Below are 18766 nucleotides of genomic sequence, written 5' to 3'. Positions count from 1 at the left end.
AGTTTAAAAAAAGTGGATAAGTTCAAACTTATCCACTTTTTATTTACTAGACAAGATAATGAATTATTCTGCCTGTTTATTTTGAATGTATTCTTCAGTACGTTGCATTGCTTCTTTAATATTGGCAATTGCATTTTCAACATCGGCAAAGGTTTTTGCATTACCACCGCTTAAAGACTGACGCCATTTACGTGCGCCCGGTAAGTTTTGGAATAACCCCAAAATATGACGGGTGATAATTGAAAGAGGTGCGCCTTCTTCCATACGTTTTGCAATATAAGGCATCATTTGATCCATAATTTCAAAACGATTAGGCATATCTAAATTCCACAATTGACCTAATTCAGCCAATAAATATGGATTGTGATAAGCCTCACGACCAATCATCACGCCATCTACATGTTTTAAATGTTCTTGAGTTTCGGCAAAAGTTTTAACCCCGCCGTTAAGTTCAATAAGCAAATGAGGACGATCTTGTTTTAAACGATAAACATCTTCATAGCGCAAAGGTGGAACATCACGGTTTTCTTTTGGTGATAAACCTTGTAGTAGTGCGATACGCGCATGAACAATAAAATTGTCGCATCCTGTTTTTGCAACAGTATCGACAAAGTGCAACATTTCTTCATAGGATTGCATGTTATCGATTCCAATACGGTGTTTTACCGTAACAGGAATATCAACTGCATTACGCATTTCAGCAATACATTCTGCAACAAGGTCGGGCTCTGCCATTAAGCATGCCCCGATTTTATTGTTTTGTACGCGGTCACTTGGGCAACCAACGTTTAAGTTCACTTCATCATAGCCCCAGTCTTGAGCCATTTTGCTACAAGTCGCTAGGTCTTTAGGGTTAGAACCACCAAGTTGTAAAACAATAGGATGTTCTTCGTTGTTGTAGTCCAAATGTCGGTTTGCACCACCAAATAAAATTGCACCCGTGGTTACCATTTCGGTGTACATGATGATATTAGGATTAAATAGGCGTGCAAAAAAACGATAGTCTTTTGTTGTCCAATCCATCATAGGTGCTACAGATATACGTGGCGTTAAAGATTGGATTGATGACATAAGAAACCTAAATTAAACAACAAGAGTGCGAATTATACGGTGTTTATAAAAAAAATCTAATTTTGAAATTAAGAGAATATTCAAATGTGAGTTCTTTTTAAAAATAGCTTATCCAAAAATGCAAAACATGCAGAAAGAGCGACTAAGCAAATTCCTACAATACAGCTTCCTTCCCAACCGCCGTGTCGCCAAGCATACACACCTAGTGCTGAACCAGTCGCTCCACCAATAAAGTACATGGTCATGTAAATAGAGTTAATTCTAGATTTAGAATCTTCACGTAAACGGAAAATAATATTTTGATTACCTGTATGAACAAGGACTAATCCAAAATTTATAAGTCCAAATCCAACAATATAGCTAATAAGTGAATATTGACCGAAATAAAGGAAAAACCAGCTTATGGCTAAAGTTGAAATACCTGCCCAAGTAATTGTTTTTGTATAACCACGATCTGCAAATTTACCAATTCTTTTTGTTGAAAGTGCACCGAAAATACCAACCAATGTCACCATGCCCACCATCATGTCAGATAAACCAAATGATGATTTAAGCAATAATGCAATTGTTGAAAAAAGAACACTCATTGATGCAAATGCAAAACCACCAGTTAAAGAGCGATATCTTAGGCGTGGCTCATTCTTCAATAAAAACAGCATTGAGCCAAAGATTTTTCCATAGCTCATTTTAGTAATAGCTAAGTGAGGCAAACGAGTTGTAAGTAATACTGCAATAATGAGCATGAGTACGGCACTTACAAGATAAATTACTTTCCAATTAAATAAGTTTGAAAGTAATCCTGCCAAGCTTGTTGAAAGTAAAATACCAACCAATAAGCCACTCATGAGTAAGCCAACAACTTCACCAATTTTTTTAGGCGCAACACTCATTGTGGCAAATGGGATAAGCACTTGAGCTGCTACAGAGAATAATCCTGTCATGATTGTGCCTATCCATAACATTGGAAGATTCACTGAAAATGCACATAAAAATAACCCAATTGATGCCATGAACATCAGAAAAGGAATAAGTTTGGTTTTATTTACAATGTCGCCAATTGGAACAAGAAAAAGTAAGCCAAGTGCATAAGATACTTGAGCAAAAGTGACAGTTAATGCAACTTGGTCGATGGGTGCATTAAAGTATTCGTGTATGGAATTAATTAAAGGTTGGCTGTAGTAGTTCGCACCTGCACAAAGTCCACAGGCAATAGCCATCAACCAAAGTAAGGCTTTATTTTGGCTAATATCAACTTGTGGCTGCATGTAACTTCCTTTGGGCGTATTTATTTGTGAGATGAAAAGACGTTAATTAAAATACGAAAATTATCTCAATTTAAGATAAAAGCCAATTCAATTAAGTTGCCCATCATGGCATATAAAGTTACTCATTATTATTGTATTTATGAAAGTTTTTTCTTGGCTAAGGTAATCATAAGCACGCCAATAATATTTAAAGCACAACCAAACCATTGAATGGTATTTAGAGTTTCACCTAATAATAGTGTGGCTAAAATAATGGTAAGAATAGGACCAATTGAAGCAATCATTGCTGTTTGAGCTGCACCTAATCGAGCAATACTTTGAGCAACAAGTATGGTGGGTAATACGGTGACCAATAAACCTAAGGCTATGCCATACCAAATAACACTCGATGGAAGAGCAACAAGTAAACCAATAGGATTTGGTGTTGCAATGCAATAGTGCGTTAGCATTCCAATACAAGCAATACTTAAAGCTAAACCACTAAAGTTCCAAGATCCAAATTTATGAATTAAACGTGGCGTAAGTAATAAATAAGCTGCAAAACTAATCGCGCTCGCAAAAACTAAACTGACACCTAACCAAAAATTACCTTCATGTGGCACATTACTTTGCTCTTGTAGCATTACAATAACGGTACCGCCATAACTTAGCGCAATTGCAAAAATACTATAGGCATTTAAAGGCTTTTTATAAATAAAACTCGTCGCAATAACAGTTAACGTTGGATATAAAAATAAAATAATGCGTTCTAATGAGGCGCTAATATACATAAGCCCTGCAAAATCGAGCCAGCTTGAAAGGTAATAACCAATTAAACCTGCAACAACTAAAATTCCCCAATCTTTAGCTGCAATATTTTTGTTATGTGTGCGATTAAACCAAGCCAATAATAAAAAGAAAGGTAATGCGCTTAACATTCTTAAAGCCATTAAAACTGTGCCATCAACCAAAGGCGATAGTTCATAAGCTTGTTTAATAAAAATAGCTTTGGTGCTAAATAGAAATGCAGCGGTTACTGCAAAAATACTGCCGACCTGAGTTTTTGTTAAAGCTAAATTCATTTTGAATTACACATTTTGGGGAAGATGTTTGTTCTAAAATGAGTATAAGACTTTAAAGCAAAGAGGTTAAATGCAAAAAAATGATGGAAGAGAGAACATCTTGGAATGAAAGAACTAAATCTTAGATTCAAAACACTTAATAAATGCACAAAAATGGTGCGTTTGATAAAAAGATATAAATTACCTGAATGATAAAATAATTAATTTGAAATATTTAGATGATTAAAAAAATTAAATTAGCTTCTTTATAGGGAGGAAATTAAAAAATAGTCTCAATTTTGTTGATCCGTTTTTCTCAATTTTCACCTGTAATTTTTGAAATGGATTATCTCTAGAGAAAATAAAAAATTGACTATTAATTAAAATAAAGCGGTGTCAATTAAGTCAATTTGAATAAATTTCCATTAACTAGAATCTGCAAGATAGGCATCATTCATAGAACGCTTAAACAATAAAAATATATTGAAAAGTTCATTATTTCTGTCAGAAATTCCAGTCTAAATTTTAATCTATAAAAATGAACTTTTAATTATAAATTTCACATTGAAACATGAAGTCAAAATGACTTTTTAGATTTGGAGATAAGCCTCAATTTTTATAAAAACGTTAAATTATTTATGAATCATCAGTTCAAAATTTAAACATTTATTTAATAAATGGTAGGTAGTAATTTTGGAAATTATCAATAGAATCAAAAAAACAAAGATTTTTAATCTTGAGGGAAATACTGCGAATTGCGGTATGTATAAAGAAAAATTAGCTTGAGGGACGCTCATGCAGATAGGAATTCCAGCAGAAACGATTGTCGGAGAAAACCGAATTGCCGCTACGCCTGAAACTGTAAAAAAGTGGATTGGTGCAGGGCATACAGTCGTTATTGAACGCAATGCAGGTGTGAAAGCAGCTTATATCAATAGTGCCTTTGAACAAGTTGGGGCAAAAATTGTAGATGATGCTTATGCAGGTAGTCAGATTATTTTGAAAGTTCGTGCACCTAAAGGTGATGAAATTCAAAAGTTAGCAGCAAATACAACAGTCGTTGCTATGTTTGATCCTTATCGAAATACAGAGTTAGATCAATTTGCTGAAAAACAAATTTCCGCATTTGCATTGGAATTGTTGCCTCGAACATTATCTCGTGCACAAAACATGGATGTTTTGTCATCTCAAGCAAACCTTTCTGGCTATAAATCTGTTCTTTTAGCTGCAACAGAATATCAACGTATGTTTCCAATGCTGATGACCGCAGCAGGTACTGTAAAGCCTGCACGTGTCGTGATTATGGGCGTGGGGGTTGCTGGTCTGCAAGCAATTGCAACGGCTAAACGCTTGGGTGCAGTTGTTGAAGCAACTGATTTACGTCCAACAGCAAAAGATCAAGTGGAATCTTTAGGCGGCAAATGGTTAGACGTACCAATGTCTGAAGAAGAACAACAAAAGGCAGCAGATGCTGCAAAAAATGGTTATGGCTGGATGCCAGGCGAAGAATATATTCGTGACCAAGCCGCAATTGTAGATAAAGCTGTTTCCAATGCAGATATCGTGATTACCACAGCACTTTTACCAGGTCGTGATGCACCGCGTTTAATTAAGGCTGAAACCGTTGCCAAAATGAAACCGGGTTCAGTCATTTTAGATATGGCTGTAGAGACGGGTGGAAATGTTGAAGGCTCTGTATGTGGTGAAACTGTTGTGACTGAAAATGGTGTGAAAATTTTAGGTATTCCTAATATTCCATCTACTGTTGCGACAGAAGCATCTGCTCTTTATGCGCGTAATGTTTTTAATTTTGTTGAAACACTTTTTGATGCAGAAAAGAATTTTTCAATTAATCAGGAAGATGAAATTCAAAAAGCATTACTTATAGCTCATAACGGTTCGTTACTGTTCAAACGTGGTTAAGGAGAATTTTCATGGTTGAAACTATTACAATTTTTGTCTTAGCCATTTTTGTTGGTTACTACGTAGTTTGGGGTGTTACACCTGCTTTGCATACGCCATTAATGGCGGTAACAAATGCACTTTCTTCAATCATTATTGTGGGAGCTATGATTCAAACTGTTGGCTTACCAATGGTTGGCGTTGAAGGTAGCGTAGATTTCCAAACAATTAATGTTGTGAGTGTGTTGGGCGCAATTGCTGTATTTCTAGCAAGTATCAATATTTTTGGTGGCTTTGCAGTAACGGCACGTATGCTCGAAATGTTTAAACCAAAACAAAAGAAAAAAGAGGGTTAAAACATGGAATTTATTCGAGATTATGCAGATTGGTTTTATCTTATTGGCGCCGTACTTTTTATTTTAACATTGCGCGGTTTATCAGGTCCTAAAACAGCAATTGCAGGAAACCGCTACGGTATGATTGCAATGGCAATTGCAGTGCTCACAACATTCTTTGTCGCTGAAAATCCTGTGGTTTGGATGATTGTAGGGGCAATGGTGTTAGGTGCAATTACTGGTATTGCTCGTGCCCGTACTGTACCCATGACGCAAATGCCTGAAACTGTGGCACTTATGCACTCTTTAGTGGGTTTGGCTGCGGTGCTTATTGCTGTTGCTGCCATTATTCACAACAACGAATTGGCAAAATTAGATGTCGGCTTACTGCAAGCGAATGGCGTAAATTTCCATGAAATGAGCAAAGTTCACTTATTTGAATTGTTTGTCGGTTGTTTTGTTGGGGCAATTACTTTTACAGCATCTGTTTTTGCTTATGGCAAGCTAGCTGCAAAAAAATGGGCAAAAACCATTTCAGGTGCATGGGTTAAACCAGTTCAAGCACTAATATTTATTACAATGTTCGCTGCGGGAATTCACTTTTTCCTTACAGGAAATATGACATCTTTCTGGACAATGACAGGTCTAGCACTTGCCTTTGGTTGGGTATGGATTGCACCTGTTGGTGGCGGAGATATGCCCGTTGTTGTATCACTCTTGAACTCATTTTCAGGTTGGGCAGCAGCAGGTATTGGTTTTACCCTAGAAAATAACATGCTGATTGTTGCGGGTTCACTTGTTGGTTCTTCAGGTGCAATTTTGTCTTACATTATGTGTAAAGCTATGAACCGTTCAATCATCAACGTTTTATTTGGTGGAGCAATGGGTGGAACAGCGGTTGTTGTTGATGCAGGTGATAAGGCACCACGTAACCATCGTTCAGGTTCGGCAGACGATGCAGGTTTCTTAATGTCGAATGCTGATAGTGTAGTGATTGTACCGGGTTACGGTATGGCACAAGGTCGTGCGCAAAACGCTGTTAAAGAATTGGCAAACTTGTTAAAAGAACAAGGTGTAACTGTACGTTTTGCAATTCATCCTGTTGCGGGTCGTATGCCGGGGCACATGAACGTACTTTTAGCAGAAGCAGATGTTCCATATGAAGATATTTTAGAGATGGATGAAATTAACTCCGATTTTCCTGCAACAGATGTTGTGCTTGTGATTGGTGCAAATGATGTAGTTAACCCTGCTGCAAAAGATGATCCAAGCTCACCAATTTATGGCATGCCAATTTTGGAAGCACATAAAGCACGTACAATTATGGTCATCAAACGTTCTATGGCAACAGGTTATGCAGGTTTAGACAATGACTTGTTCTATAACGATAAAACCATGATGATTTTTGGTGATGCGAAAAAAGTGGTTGAAGATATGACAAAAGCTATTAATGGTAATGGTCATTAATTTTTAACACGAATTAAAACCGCCTTAGGGCGGTTTTTTTGTGCTTAATCATGCAACTAAAAGTGTATTTTTAAAGTGCTTATATTTAAGAAAAATTGAAAAACTGCATAGTGTTGAGGCAGAAAAAATAATTTGGTTTTGGGTGGTGCATTTAGTCTGAGCTTTTTAAAGAAAAATACTGCCTAAATACTCTTTCTAATTAAAAGAAACATCCAAAATAGTGCGTGAATTAATGATTTTAAAGAGAATAATATCTAAACACATGCTTTGGCATATTTGTTGCAATTTCATGCTTCAATCTTGGGGGATTGTGTATGAAAAATATAAATTATTTAGCATTTTTACTTTTGGCAATGTGTTCTTCTGCTTGGGCAGATGAAACACTCGCAACAACAGCAAAAAATATTCAAGAACTACGTATTTCACTAGATAGTGTTTGGGTCATTTTAGGCGGAATTTTAGTATTTTTTATGCAAGCAGGATTTGCACTCGTAGAAAGTGGTTCTGTACGAAGTAAAAACACTGTCAATGTATTAATGAAAAACTATATGGATGCCTGCTTAGGTGGCTTGGTTTTTTGGTTAGTTGGCTTTGGCTTAATGTTTGGTGTGAACTCTACTGGTTGGTTTGGTTTAAGCCATTTTGCACCCAATGATTTAGATGATTGGAATTGGAATTTACTATTTTTCCAAATGATGTTTGCCGCAACAGCAACAACTATTGCAAGTGGTGCAATGGCAGAGCGAATTCACTTTGTTGCGTATGTGGTGAGTGCAGCGGTTGTTTCAGGCTTTATTTATCCAATATTTGGTAGTTGGGCTTGGGGCGGTTTATTTAATGGTGATGGTTGGTTAAAACAACTTGGCTTTATTGATTTTGCAGGCTCAACAGTTGTGCATTCAATGGGAGGTTGGGTTGCTTTTGCAGGGATTGTAGTTTTAGGTCCGCGTTTAGGTCGTTTTGGTAAAAATGGTCAAAGTCATTACTTAGCAGGCCATAACTTACCTTTAGTTGCGTTAGGTGGTTTTATTTTATGGTTAGCTTGGTTTGGGTTTAATGCAGGTTCAACCATTAATGCCAATGTCAGCATTGGTCGAATCGCACTAAATACACACTTGGCAGCATGTGCTTCTGCAGTTGCATACATGATTTATGCATTACTTCGCGGTAAAGCTATTTTAATTAAAACAACTATTAATGCATCTTTGGGTGGTTTAGTTGCCATTACAGCAGGCTGTGCTTCTATGACACCAATTTATGCTGTTATTACAGGTGCTTGTGCAGGATTAGTTGTAAGCATAATGCCGTATTTTATGGAAAAATTACGCTTAGATGATGTTGTGGATGCTGTAACCGTACATGGATTTTGTGGTGCTTGGGGAACGATGGCAGCAGGATTATTCTTAGAAAACAATATGTTCAATTCAGATGTTTTAATTGTTCAAGCATTAGGTGTAGTTTCTGCATTTGCTTGGGGGTTTGGTGTTGCATATATCGTCTTTAAGATTCTAGATGTTGTGATGGGTGGCTTGCGTGTAGATAAACAACACGAACAACGCGGTTTAGATTATACAGAACATGCTGAATTATCTTATCCAGAGTTTCAAAAAGATGTGACTTTTGAAACAGATAACATTAATAAACGCCATTAAGGAGCTGAAAATGTCGAGCGAATTATTGAGTCGTACACAAAAGCGTGAAGCAATAGGTCGTGGTTTAAGTCCTTACATGAATGAAAACTCACTACAGCGTGTTTTGAATTATTGGGAAGATGAATACGGTGATCAGCCACCATTTGTATTAAATAAATTTTTGACAGAAATATGTAATACAGATGAATTACGATTTTTCAAAAAGGATATTTTGAAGAAGGTATTGGGTGAGCTTGCAACACTTGAAAAGGATGTTTTGTTAAATCCAAGTAAAACGCCAAAAGTAAATGATTTAGTTTTATCTAAACAAACCTATGAAGCATTTGTATCTTTTGTGCAAGATGTTTGTAGCACTGTAGATTTTAAAAACTTTTCTGAATTTAATGATGATGTGAAAATTGCATTAAAAGAATCTAAATTTGAACTTTTAACCAATTCAAATATTAATGACAAAGTTTTTTTAGATTTTATACCTACAGAATCTTATGCGCGTTTTATAACAACATTATATGAAGTGTATTGTGAGTATTTTGGACCACCAAAAGCAGATCAAGTTTATGCGCAGTTAAAATTGAAAGTTAAGCAAACGTATCCTCAGGTAGATATACATGTGCTGCTTTAAGTAAATTGATAAAATTTTGACAATAAAAAAGCGACCATTGAGCCGCTTTTTTATTTTGCTATATAAACTTAAGCTACAGATTCTGGAGTAGCACGCCATAAGCTTTCTAAATCATAGAATTTACGAGCTGTTGGAAGCATTAAATGCACAACAACGAATCCAAGGTCAACAAGAATCCACTCAGCATCACGCTCGCCTTCAACGCCAATAGGGCGGAAGCCAGCTTTACGTGCTTCTTCAGCAACGTTGTCTGCAAGTGATTTAACGTGACGAGTTGATGTACCGTTTGCAATAACAATAGCATCAGCTACGTTACTAATACGGCTAATATCAAGTTCAACAATTTCTTTTGCTTTTACATCTAGGAGAGCTTCGCGTACAACTTTCAAGCAAGCTTGTACGTCTTTACTTTGAGTATTCATTGCGAGATCTTGAGAATTAGAAGCGCCGGGCGATGGTTCTAAATTCATAGAAGGTATAATTTCCTGACAATTATGCATAGTCTAATATAGCTTTTTTTTAGCTAAAATTCAATCGAATCTATTTTGTATAGAAAACGTTTAAGCAAAGTATTTCTTTTTCCAATCAAAAGACAACATAGAGCTCTTAGAAGGCTTGTATTCTGCAGCAATAAATCCGCTGTAATTGCTTGTACTTAACCAATTAAAAATTTCGGAATAAGCAATATTTGCAGTATCGGGTTCATGTCTATTTGGGCAATCTGCAAATTGAATATGCCCAATATTATCTATATTTTCTTGTAAAGCTTCTAAAACATTTTCGCCCATCATTGCCATGTGGTAGCAATCGAATTGCATTTTTAAATTTGGATTTTTAATCGCTTCAAGTATGTCTTGAGCTTGGGCTATATTTTGAACTAAAAATCTTGGCATATCTGCGCCATTAATCATTTCAAAAACAGGTTGAATTTGATGTTCACCTAACATGTGACACGCGAGTTTTAAGTTACTTGCAAGTGTATTTAGGCAAGGTAAAAGGTCTGCATCTAAAGGTTGTTTACCTGCCAAAATATTCACACTTGGAACATTGAGTGCAGTTGCATATTGAATTGCGAGCTTTAAAGCTTGATGGAATTCAGTTTCCTTACCTGGAATACCTGCTAAGCCATTTCCCCCTTGCATTAAATCTCCGGCAGGAACGTTAATCAGGCAAATGCTCAAATTATATTGTTCTATTTTCGCTTGAATATCTTCAATACTCAGTTCATAAGGAAACTGAATTTCGACATGTTGAAAACCCTGTTCCTTTGCTAAAGCAAAACGCTCTATAAGCGGAACTTCAGTAAAAATCATAGAAAGATTAACTGCGAGTTTAGACATGTGAGAGTTCCTTAAATACTATGTACGATTTTATTTTGGTTCAACGTGCTGAATAATTGTTGCTAAATCTGCTTCAGAAAAACCTTGTGTTTGATGGTCTTTTAATTGAGATAAAGCGCGTTTTGCAACAGGAATATCTAAGTTAAATTGCTCGGCAAGTTTTACGGCATTATTTAAATCTTTAGATAAGGTTTGAACTTTCCATTGCACAGGTTCAAATGTATGCGTAGCCATACGTGGTGCTAAAATTTGAAATGGTTTTGAGTCTGCAAAACCACCTGCAAGTGCAGGGGCTAGAAGGGTTGTATCTACGCCAGATAAAGAAGCTAGAGCAACAGCTTCGGCAATTAATGTACTGTTTGCAGCTACAATCAGTTGATTACAAATTTTTGTTGCTTGTCCTGTGCCTGTTTCGCCCATGCGTGTAACGCGCTGCGAAAGTACATCGTAAACAATTGCTAAACTCTCAATTACTTGAGCATCGCCACCTGCAAAAATAACTAAACTGCCTTGTTCTGCACCAATGGTTCCACCAGAAACAGGGGAGTCAATCCAAATGGCATTTTTAGCTTGAACTTGTTTTGCTAGTGACTTGGTTTTATCCACAGATAAACTAGAGAAATCCACAATCACTTGTTGTGGTTGTAAATAATCTGCAATTTGGTCAATAACCGCTTGAACGGCAGAATCATCTGCAAGGCACGTAAGCACAATTGGATATTGTCCAATTTCATTTAAGTTCAGTTTTGTTGCACCTTGCGCCACAAGTTCGTCACATGCAGATGCTGTTCTATTCCAAACAGCAACTTGAAAACCTGCATTTAATAATCGGGATGCCATTCGACTTCCCATTAATCCCATACCTAAAAATGCAATTTTAGTTTGGAGGTTAAAGCTCATGGCACATCCTTTTATTTAGTTCACTATTTGTATTGGCGAGGCAAAAATTCAAGTTCGGGCTTTTTATCTTTCTTGCGAGCAATTTGACTGTTTTTACCTAAAAGTAATTTTAACTGCCAAATTTTTTCTAAACGTAAAGATTTAGAAGGTTGATGCTCCATTGCATCTAGTACACGTTTAGATGCAGTTAAAGCATCTGGCGAGCGCTGAACCATTTCATTGGCAATTGCTTGAGCGCGTGCTAAAGGCGATTCATCTAAATGCGTCACTAAGCCAATTTCTTTGGCATAGGCACCATCGAAAATACGTGCTGTTAAGGTTAATTCTTTGGCTAAATCTAAGCTAATTAAACCTTTTAAAGAACGACTTAAACCCATGTCTGGCACTAAACCCCAACGACTTTCCATAATTGACATTTGGGTTTTAGGGTGGGCAATTCGAATGTCAGATGCAAGTGCAAGTTGCATACCTGCACCAAAGCAAAAACCTTCAATGGCACTAATGACAGGAACAGGGAGTTCTTGCCAAATTAAGAATGCTTTTTGAAATAAGCTTTGACCGGGTTTTACTAATTCCCAAGCAGCAAAGGCTTTATTTTTAGGATTATTTAAGTCTGCTAAATCTATACCTGCACTAAAAACTTGAGCCTCACCCGTTAAAATAATGCAGCGAAGAGAGCGGTCTTTTTTGAATTTTTCAGCTGTACTTACAAGCTCTTTGAGTAGCGCAAAACTCATTGCATTACGTTTGTCTGGGCGGTTTAAATAAACCGTCGCAATTCCGTTGTCTTTTTCTATTCGAAGTAACGCCATGTTAAAAAACTCTTATTTAGCTTCGATGTTGAGCATAGCATGTGCCTATATAAGATACATGACAGCGCAGTCATCTCCTAGCATAGACACAGTTAACTTTAGTGGTATTTGCCACTTTAAATTTTAAGAATTAAATCGACCTAAAATTTGTTTTGCTGCAAGCTCTACTTGATAAATAATATCTTTGAGTTCATTCAATTTATGCATGACTTCTTGAATAAATTGATCATCTGCTTTACGACGCTCTTTACGCAAAGTTGAAACGAATTGCTCAAATTTACTGGTGATTTCTTGCAAGTTTGGCGTGCCGACATAGCGAGTTGCACCATGTAATCTATGCAATACATGTTCAAGTTGCGGGAAATCTTCCATTTCTATCAGCTGTTCGATTTCTTTTAGCTCCACAGCAAAGCTATCGGTGAGCATTTTGAGTAAATCGACAGCTAAATCTTCTTTATTTGCTGCAAGTTGTATGCATTGTTGCCAATTTAAAATTTGCGGATTAATGGCATCTAACGTTGCCGATTTTTCTGCAAGTGAAGCTTTACTCACAAAATTAGGTGATGTCCAATCCGTTAAAATTTGAATAATTTGTTCCATTTGGATTGGCTTGGTCACGTAATCATCCATGCCCACTTTAAGTAGTTTTTGCTTTTCATCGGCAAGGGCATGTGCAGTTAAGGCAATAATTGGTAAGCGCTTATGATTTTCCAGTGTCGACTCAAGCGAGCGAATTGCACGAGTGGTATCAATACCCGACATAACAGGCATTTGAATATCCATAAAGACTAAATCGAAGGCTTTTTTATGGTCTTCAAAGTTTTGTTCTAAAATACCAATTGCTTCTTGACCACTTAATGCTTTGGTTACTTTAACGTTCATTTCACCTAACAGCGCTTCTAGAACAATTAAGTTTGGAAGATGATCATCAACTGCCAAGACATGCAGTCCTTGTCCATTAAACTCTTCAGTTTCAATGTCTTCAAAACTACTTTCATTATTCAGTAAGTGAATTAATGCAGAACGACTTAATGGTTGGTAAAGCGGTAAGGCATGATAGTGATGAAGTAAATCTGGCTCTAAAGCCATTTGATAACCGTAAATACCAATTTTGCCTTGATATCTTGAGCGAATTTCTTTTAATAAAGCTTCTGTATCACCGCTATGATCAAAAATAAGCCATGTATTTTCAATATCTGAAGATAATAAATTTACGCGACTAAATAAATCGATAATTGAAGTCGCTTCAATATGATCTACTTTGTAATCTTCTAAATAGTTACGCAAAATATTCGCAGTTGCAGGATGCGCCATAAACGATAAAACTTGGGTATTTTCAAAATGTGGATGAACCGTAATTTCATCATCATTTTTACCTAGCATTGCGGTAAACCAGAAGGTTGAGCCTTTATCTGTAGGAGCACGTTCTTGGTTATCCTCAAAGCCAATTTGACCTTGCATAAGATGAACAAGCTGTTTCGAAATTGCCAAGCCTAAACCTGTTCCACCAAATTGACGTGTAACCGAAGCATCGCCTTGAGAGAATGATTCAAACAGACGTTTTCGATCTGTACCACTTAAGCCAATACCACTGTCTTGAACGCTAAAATGAATCAGGCATTGTCCAATATCGTCATGTTCTATACGTGCACGTACAATAATTTCACCATCTGGGGTGAATTTAATTGCATTAGAAATAAGGTTGGTCAAAATTTGCTTAAAGCGAAGTGCATCACCAACAACATGAGTAGGTAAATTATTGGCAAAGTAAAATGCCATGTTGATATGCTTTTGCGCTGCAAGCGGAGAGAGCATATCCATTACATCGTAAATTGCTTCTTCTAAATCAAATAGAGCTGTATCTAACTCAAGCTTACCTGCATCAATTTTAGAGAAATCTAAAACGTCATTAATGAGCGCAAGTAAATGTGCAGATGATTTACGAATGGTTTGTAGATAAAGTTTTTGTTCATTGCTCATACTGTCTTGGCGCAAAAGCAAATGAATAAAGCCATCAATACTGTTTAAAGGTGTACGTAATTCATGACTAATATTGGCCAAAAACACAGACTTAGATTGATTGGCTGAAATTGCTTGGTCACGCGCTTGACGATAGGTAATGTTTTGAACTTCTAAAGTATCGAGTGTTCGTCTTAAATCATCTTCTGTTTGTTCTGTATGTTCTTTGAGTTCTAAAAAACTAAAATGTAAACGCTTCACAACGTTTGCAATATCACGCTGTAATAAGCGTAATTCACCTGTACTGTTAATTACAATATGTTGATCGAGCGTATCTGCATTTAGGCGTTGAAGTTGCATACGAATTTCGTACATTGGTGCAATCCAACGTCTTGAATAGAAATTCAAACAAAGTAAAAGCAGTAATAATGTGGTTAAACCTGTTGCAATTAAAACAATTAAAACGCGATAACGCGCAATTTGAAGTGGCTGATTGTCTAATTCAACCATTAACCAAGCAGGATTGTTCCCTGTATTTTGAATGGCTAAGCCGTAAATATTGCTGTTGTTCGATTTTATAGGGCCAACAAAATCTGTATTATTTTTTATGAAATTGGGCCAAGTCGATTGCTTTTGATAGCCACGACTTAAAAGCACCTGATTTTTTGAATTTACAACGGCTGCACGAGTAACATACTTTTCATCCATAATACTTTGCATGAAAAACTGCGATTGAATAGAAGCAAGTTCTGGGTTTGTTAAATGAGAAACAAACGTTTCTGCTGAAATTTCATTACGCGTTAAAATTGCCAAAGCCATTTGTTTTTGTTGAGACTTTGCCGCATTTGAAGTTTCAGATAAAACAAGAACAGCACCTACGCATGCCAAAATCATGATAGGAACAAAAATCAGTGCAATGAGTTGCCCATAAGCATGATTTAAATGAAGTCGTTTAAATAACTTTTTGTTGATATTTGACATGTTTAGATCAAGTTTTTCGTTATGCAATCGAGTTTAGCATGCTTTTTTCAGCAGTTAATATTTTCATCGGTGAATTAAATATAGCGTAAGGTAAAAACCTATAAAGATAATCCATATAAAGCTTATGTGATTTTTTGAGCTAAACATGCAGAAGATAAGCGTTTGTTATTTAATTATCTTTATTAAAAAATGGTGAAAAGAGTGCAGAATAGCGGTTTTTTCCATACAATATGCGCACCTCGATATAGGTGCACACAATGAGTAACACATCCCCAGATTTTCAAGCAGCCGATTTTTTATTAGACCACTATGTCGGAAAAACGCCATTGGTGCGTTTACAGCGTCTTGCAAATCATACTAAAGCAACCGTTTTAGCAAAACTTGAAGGTAATAATCCTGCGGGTTCTGTGAAAGACCGTCCAGCATATAACATGATTATGCAGGCAGAAAAACGTGGGCAAATAAAACCGGGTGATACGCTTATTGAGGCAACGAGTGGTAACACGGGTATTGCTTTGGCAATGGTTGCAGCAATGCGTGGCTATAAAATGAAACTGATTATGCCATCAGGTTCAAGCCAAGAACGTAAAGATGCAATGCGTGCTTACGGTGCTGAACTTATTGAATCTGAAAACATGGAAGAAGCACGTGATTTAGCGCTTCAAATGGAAAAAGATGGTAAGGGTTTAGTCTTAAATCAATTTGGTAATCCAGATAACGTAGAAGCACATTATTTAACGACTGGCCCAGAAATTTGGCAACAAACAGGCGGAAAAATTACGCATTTTGTAAGTGCAATGGGAACAACAGGGACAATTATGGGTATTTCAAAATACCTAAAAGAACAAAACCCTAATATTCAAATTGTAGGTTTACAACCATCTGAAGGTTCAAATATTGCGGGTATTCGTCGTTGGCCTACAGAGTATTTACCAACAATTTTTGATGCGAAACGTGTAGACCGTATTATGGATATTCCGCAAAGTGAAGCGGAAAAAACAGCACGTCAATTGGCACGCAAAGAAGGCATTAGTGCAGGAACATCTTCAGGTGGAGCTGTATGGGCTTCACTTAAAATTGCCGAAGAAAACCCAGATGCGGTTATTGTGTGCATTATTTGTGACCGTGGTGACCGTTATCTATCTACTGGGTTATTCTCTGTAGTAGATCCTGAATAATCAATTTGAGATAAAAATGCGCTTACCTGTTTTAATTTTTGATATAGAAACTCTGACCGATCTTAAATCGGGCGCGCATTTGTATGGTTTAGATTTGCCAGAAGCCGATCTTGAACAAGCGCTGATGAAATTGCGTCGTCAAGAAACAGGTATGGATTTTCCACGCTTACCTTTGCATGAAATTGTATGTATTTCAGGTTTATGGATAGACGAGCTTGGCGCAATGAAATTGTTTTCATTTAGCAGAGAACAATTTTCAGAAGCAGAAATTTTAAGAAAATTTTTATCTATTTTTGATAAGAAAAATCCGACTCTTGTAAGTTGGAATGGCTCGCAGTTTGATATTCCTGTGATTTTATACCGTGCGATGTATCATGGTTTATCTGCGCCAAGTTTATTCGATCAGGGCGAAATTGACAGCCAAAAAAGGTATAATAATTATCAGAACAGATACCATCACCGCCATATCGATTTAATGGATGTGATGGCAATGTTTAATGGTCGCAACTTCCAAAAGTTAGATGATATGGCTCACTTGTTAGGTTTTCCTGGTAAGCGTGGCGAGTCTGGTTATCATGTGCCTGAATACGTTAAAACGCAGCAATGGTTAAAATTAACAAGCTATTGTGAGGGAGATGTATTAAACACATGGCTTATTTATATTCGTTGGCTTTTATTAAAAGGTCAGTTGAATACGGAAGATCATCGCTTGTGTATTCAAAGCACCATTCAGTATTTACAGTTACAACCGCAACATGCAGAATTTTTAAATGTTTGGCATGAAACTGCCCAAAAAACGGAATTTACTTCCTTCGATTTCCCACCTTCCCAAGATTAGGTACACATGAAACATAGAGCTAAACCTCGTACTACTCAACAAGCTATTTATACTTTTCAAGTTGAGTCGCTATCACACGAGGGGCGCGGAATAGCGCACTATGGTTCACATCCAGATCATCCAAAAGATAAACACGGAAAAAAAGTGTTTATTGGTTCTGCTTTACCTGGTGAAACGGTTAAGGCAAAAATTACGCGTGAAGTAAAAAAATTAGAAGAAGCAGATTTTATTGAATTGTTGAGTGAACCATCTGCTATTCGTGCAGAACCACAATGTCCACATTATGGAATTTGTGGTGGTTGTAATATGCAACATATTCAAAAAGATGAACAAATTTTATTAAAGCAAAATGTACTGAAATCGCATTTGGAACATTTTGCGGGTATTCAACCAGAACAATGGTTAGAACCAATACGTTCGTTGCGTGAAGACTATCGTCGTAAAGCACGCATAGGCGTGCGTTACATCCCAAATAAAGATAAGTTGGTTGTTGGTTTTCGTGAGCGTGCGAGTAATCATTTAACCAATATTGACCGCTGTATGGTGCTTGATAAAGAGTTTGGTTCTTTAACCACTTTGAAGCAGTTATTCCAAAGTCTAAAAGGCAAAGCAGACATTGGTCATGTAGAATTAGCCATGGGCGACACAGAAATTGCACTGTTGGTTCGTCATACAGATAAATTATGCGATGCTGATGTCAACGTATTAAAAGAATTTACGTTACATAAACAATGGCAATTATATTTGCAGCCTGCTGGAGCAGAGTCGGTTCATCGTGTTGATGATGTACAAGCAGCAATGCGTTTGCATTATAATTTGAATGACTTTGATATTAAATTTGCTTTTCATCCTTTAGATTTTACACAAGTGAATTCAACAATTAACCCGCAAATGGTTAAAATGGCATGTGAATTGCTTGAACTTAAAGGTGGCGAAAGAGTTTTAGATTTATTTTGTGGATTGGGTAATTTCTCATTGCCTTTAGCGCGCTGTGTTGGTGCGACAGGTGAGGTCATTGCTGTTGAAGGATCCGATGAAATGGTTCATCGTGGTGCGGAAAATGCGAAACTCAATGGTTTAAGCAATATTAAGTTTCATTCACAAGATTTAACAAAAGATTTTTCGCATCATTCTTGGGCAAATCAAGGTTTTGATGCATTATTGATTGACCCGCCACGCTCAGGTGCGGAAGAGGTTATGAGTTATGTACCAAAATTTGGTGCAACAAAAATCGTTTATGTATCGTGTAATCCAGCAACACTTGCAAGGGATGCTAAATTGTTGGAACAGCAAGGTTATCGATTGAAGGCGGCAGGTGTTATGGATATGTTTACACATACCGGTCACGTTGAATCAATTGCATTGTTTGAGAAAAAACTCGTACTAAACGATGAATAAATAATG

Annotated in this window: 16 protein-coding genes; 8 read left to right on the top strand and 8 right to left on the bottom strand. The window is 36.7% G+C overall.

What is annotated here, in order from left to right; translation table 11 throughout:
• Positions 1-63: 63 nt before the first annotated feature.
• From dusA to MZO21_RS10560, 3 genes are all read right to left on the bottom strand, one after another.
• Positions 64-1071: a tRNA dihydrouridine(20/20a) synthase DusA gene (dusA, locus tag MZO21_RS10570; RefSeq protein ID WP_248103583.1), complete on the bottom strand. Its 1008-nt coding sequence runs from the start codon at positions 1069-1071 to the stop codon at positions 64-66.
• An 80-nt stretch (positions 1072-1151) separates the two neighbouring features.
• Positions 1152-2336, bottom strand: coding sequence for an MFS transporter (locus MZO21_RS10565; RefSeq protein WP_248103585.1), 1185 nt, complete (start codon positions 2334-2336; stop codon positions 1152-1154).
• Positions 2337-2473: 137 nt separating this feature from the next.
• Positions 2474-3397, bottom strand: coding sequence for a DMT family transporter (locus tag MZO21_RS10560; protein WP_248103588.1), 924 nt, complete (start codon positions 3395-3397; stop codon positions 2474-2476).
• Positions 3398-4171: 774 nt separating this feature from the next.
• Between MZO21_RS10560 and MZO21_RS10555 the strand changes: the two genes are divergently transcribed.
• The 5 genes from MZO21_RS10555 (at position 4172) to MZO21_RS10535 (ending at position 9354) form a co-directional block, all read left to right on the top strand.
• A complete protein-coding gene (locus MZO21_RS10555; protein ID WP_248103591.1) occupies positions 4172-5299 on the top strand; it encodes a Re/Si-specific NAD(P)(+) transhydrogenase subunit alpha in 1128 nt (375 codons plus the stop codon).
• A gap of 11 nt (positions 5300-5310) precedes the next feature.
• Positions 5311-5634: a proton-translocating transhydrogenase family protein gene (locus MZO21_RS10550; RefSeq protein WP_004783638.1), complete on the top strand. Its 324-nt coding sequence runs from the start codon at positions 5311-5313 to the stop codon at positions 5632-5634.
• 3 nt (positions 5635-5637) lie between these two features.
• Positions 5638-7080, top strand: a complete 1443-nt coding sequence (locus MZO21_RS10545; RefSeq protein ID WP_248103594.1) for an NAD(P)(+) transhydrogenase (Re/Si-specific) subunit beta — start codon at positions 5638-5640, stop codon at positions 7078-7080.
• 314 nt (positions 7081-7394) lie between these two features.
• On the top strand, positions 7395-8732 hold the full coding sequence (locus MZO21_RS10540) for an ammonium transporter (RefSeq protein ID WP_248103596.1): 1338 nt from the start codon (positions 7395-7397) through the stop codon (positions 8730-8732).
• Between the two features lie 10 nt (positions 8733-8742).
• Positions 8743-9354 (top strand): hypothetical protein, encoded by a 612-nt coding sequence (locus MZO21_RS10535; RefSeq protein ID WP_154771734.1) that lies wholly within the window; start codon positions 8743-8745, stop codon positions 9352-9354.
• A 68-nt stretch (positions 9355-9422) separates the two neighbouring features.
• On the opposite strand, the gene rsfS is transcribed toward MZO21_RS10535, so the two are convergent.
• From rsfS to MZO21_RS10510, 5 genes are all read right to left on the bottom strand, one after another.
• Positions 9423-9824, bottom strand: a complete 402-nt coding sequence (rsfS, locus tag MZO21_RS10530) for a ribosome silencing factor (RefSeq protein WP_154771733.1) — start codon at positions 9822-9824, stop codon at positions 9423-9425.
• Positions 9825-9914: 90 nt separating this feature from the next.
• Positions 9915-10694: a hydroxypyruvate isomerase family protein gene (locus MZO21_RS10525; protein ID WP_248103598.1), complete on the bottom strand. Its 780-nt coding sequence runs from the start codon at positions 10692-10694 to the stop codon at positions 9915-9917.
• Between the two features lie 30 nt (positions 10695-10724).
• Positions 10725-11594 (bottom strand): NAD(P)-dependent oxidoreductase, encoded by an 870-nt coding sequence (locus MZO21_RS10520; RefSeq protein WP_248103600.1) that lies wholly within the window; start codon positions 11592-11594, stop codon positions 10725-10727.
• A gap of 23 nt (positions 11595-11617) precedes the next feature.
• Entirely contained in the window at positions 11618-12406 is a 789-nt protein-coding gene (locus MZO21_RS10515) for a crotonase/enoyl-CoA hydratase family protein (protein WP_248103602.1), read from the bottom strand.
• Positions 12407-12529: 123 nt separating this feature from the next.
• Positions 12530-15346: a GacS-like sensor histidine kinase gene (locus MZO21_RS10510; RefSeq protein WP_248103603.1), complete on the bottom strand. Its 2817-nt coding sequence runs from the start codon at positions 15344-15346 to the stop codon at positions 12530-12532.
• A 257-nt stretch (positions 15347-15603) separates the two neighbouring features.
• Here MZO21_RS10510 and cysM point away from each other — a divergent pair, with 257 nt between their 5' ends.
• From cysM to rlmD, 3 genes are read left to right on the top strand one after another with little or no spacing between them, the layout of a single operon-like run.
• Entirely contained in the window at positions 15604-16524 is a 921-nt protein-coding gene (cysM, locus tag MZO21_RS10505; protein ID WP_154771728.1) for a cysteine synthase CysM, read from the top strand.
• A gap of 16 nt (positions 16525-16540) precedes the next feature.
• Positions 16541-17362, top strand: a complete 822-nt coding sequence (locus MZO21_RS10500) for a 3'-5' exonuclease (protein ID WP_248103605.1) — start codon at positions 16541-16543, stop codon at positions 17360-17362.
• A gap of 6 nt (positions 17363-17368) precedes the next feature.
• Positions 17369-18760, top strand: coding sequence for a 23S rRNA (uracil(1939)-C(5))-methyltransferase RlmD (gene rlmD, locus MZO21_RS10495; protein ID WP_154771726.1), 1392 nt, complete (start codon positions 17369-17371; stop codon positions 18758-18760).
• The last annotated feature ends 6 nt before the right edge of the window (positions 18761-18766 follow it).

The sequence above is a fragment of the Acinetobacter portensis genome, assembly GCF_023158935.1.
Classification (GTDB): Bacteria; Pseudomonadota; Gammaproteobacteria; order Pseudomonadales; family Moraxellaceae; genus Acinetobacter; species Acinetobacter faecalis.
Note: the sequence above shows the minus strand (reverse complement) of the source record. Positions and strands in the feature narration are given on the sequence as shown.

What these genes read in the sequence shown, in the direction of transcription:
- MZO21_RS10525 (WP_248103598.1), bottom strand. Translation starts at nt 10,694, where the DNA reads ATGTCTAAACTCGCAGTTAATCTTTCTATGATTTTTACTGAAGTTCCG.
- MZO21_RS10500 (WP_248103605.1), top strand. Translation starts at nt 16,541, where the DNA reads ATGCGCTTACCTGTTTTAATTTTTGATATAGAAACTCTGACCGATCTT.
- MZO21_RS10550 (WP_004783638.1), top strand. Translation starts at nt 5,311, where the DNA reads ATGGTTGAAACTATTACAATTTTTGTCTTAGCCATTTTTGTTGGTTAC.
- dusA (WP_248103583.1), bottom strand. Translation starts at nt 1,071, where the DNA reads ATGTCATCAATCCAATCTTTAACGCCACGTATATCTGTAGCACCTATG.
- cysM (WP_154771728.1), top strand. Translation starts at nt 15,604, where the DNA reads ATGAGTAACACATCCCCAGATTTTCAAGCAGCCGATTTTTTATTAGAC.
- rsfS (WP_154771733.1), bottom strand. Translation starts at nt 9,824, where the DNA reads ATGAATTTAGAACCATCGCCCGGCGCTTCTAATTCTCAAGATCTCGCA.
- MZO21_RS10555 (WP_248103591.1), top strand. Translation starts at nt 4,172, where the DNA reads ATGCAGATAGGAATTCCAGCAGAAACGATTGTCGGAGAAAACCGAATT.
- rlmD (WP_154771726.1), top strand. Translation starts at nt 17,369, where the DNA reads ATGAAACATAGAGCTAAACCTCGTACTACTCAACAAGCTATTTATACT.
- MZO21_RS10510 (WP_248103603.1), bottom strand. Translation starts at nt 15,346, where the DNA reads ATGTCAAATATCAACAAAAAGTTATTTAAACGACTTCATTTAAATCAT.
- MZO21_RS10560 (WP_248103588.1), bottom strand. Translation starts at nt 3,397, where the DNA reads ATGAATTTAGCTTTAACAAAAACTCAGGTCGGCAGTATTTTTGCAGTA.
- MZO21_RS10520 (WP_248103600.1), bottom strand. Translation starts at nt 11,594, where the DNA reads ATGAGCTTTAACCTCCAAACTAAAATTGCATTTTTAGGTATGGGATTA.
- MZO21_RS10540 (WP_248103596.1), top strand. Translation starts at nt 7,395, where the DNA reads ATGAAAAATATAAATTATTTAGCATTTTTACTTTTGGCAATGTGTTCT.
- MZO21_RS10545 (WP_248103594.1), top strand. Translation starts at nt 5,638, where the DNA reads ATGGAATTTATTCGAGATTATGCAGATTGGTTTTATCTTATTGGCGCC.
- MZO21_RS10535 (WP_154771734.1), top strand. Translation starts at nt 8,743, where the DNA reads ATGTCGAGCGAATTATTGAGTCGTACACAAAAGCGTGAAGCAATAGGT.
- MZO21_RS10565 (WP_248103585.1), bottom strand. Translation starts at nt 2,336, where the DNA reads ATGCAGCCACAAGTTGATATTAGCCAAAATAAAGCCTTACTTTGGTTG.
- MZO21_RS10515 (WP_248103602.1), bottom strand. Translation starts at nt 12,406, where the DNA reads ATGGCGTTACTTCGAATAGAAAAAGACAACGGAATTGCGACGGTTTAT.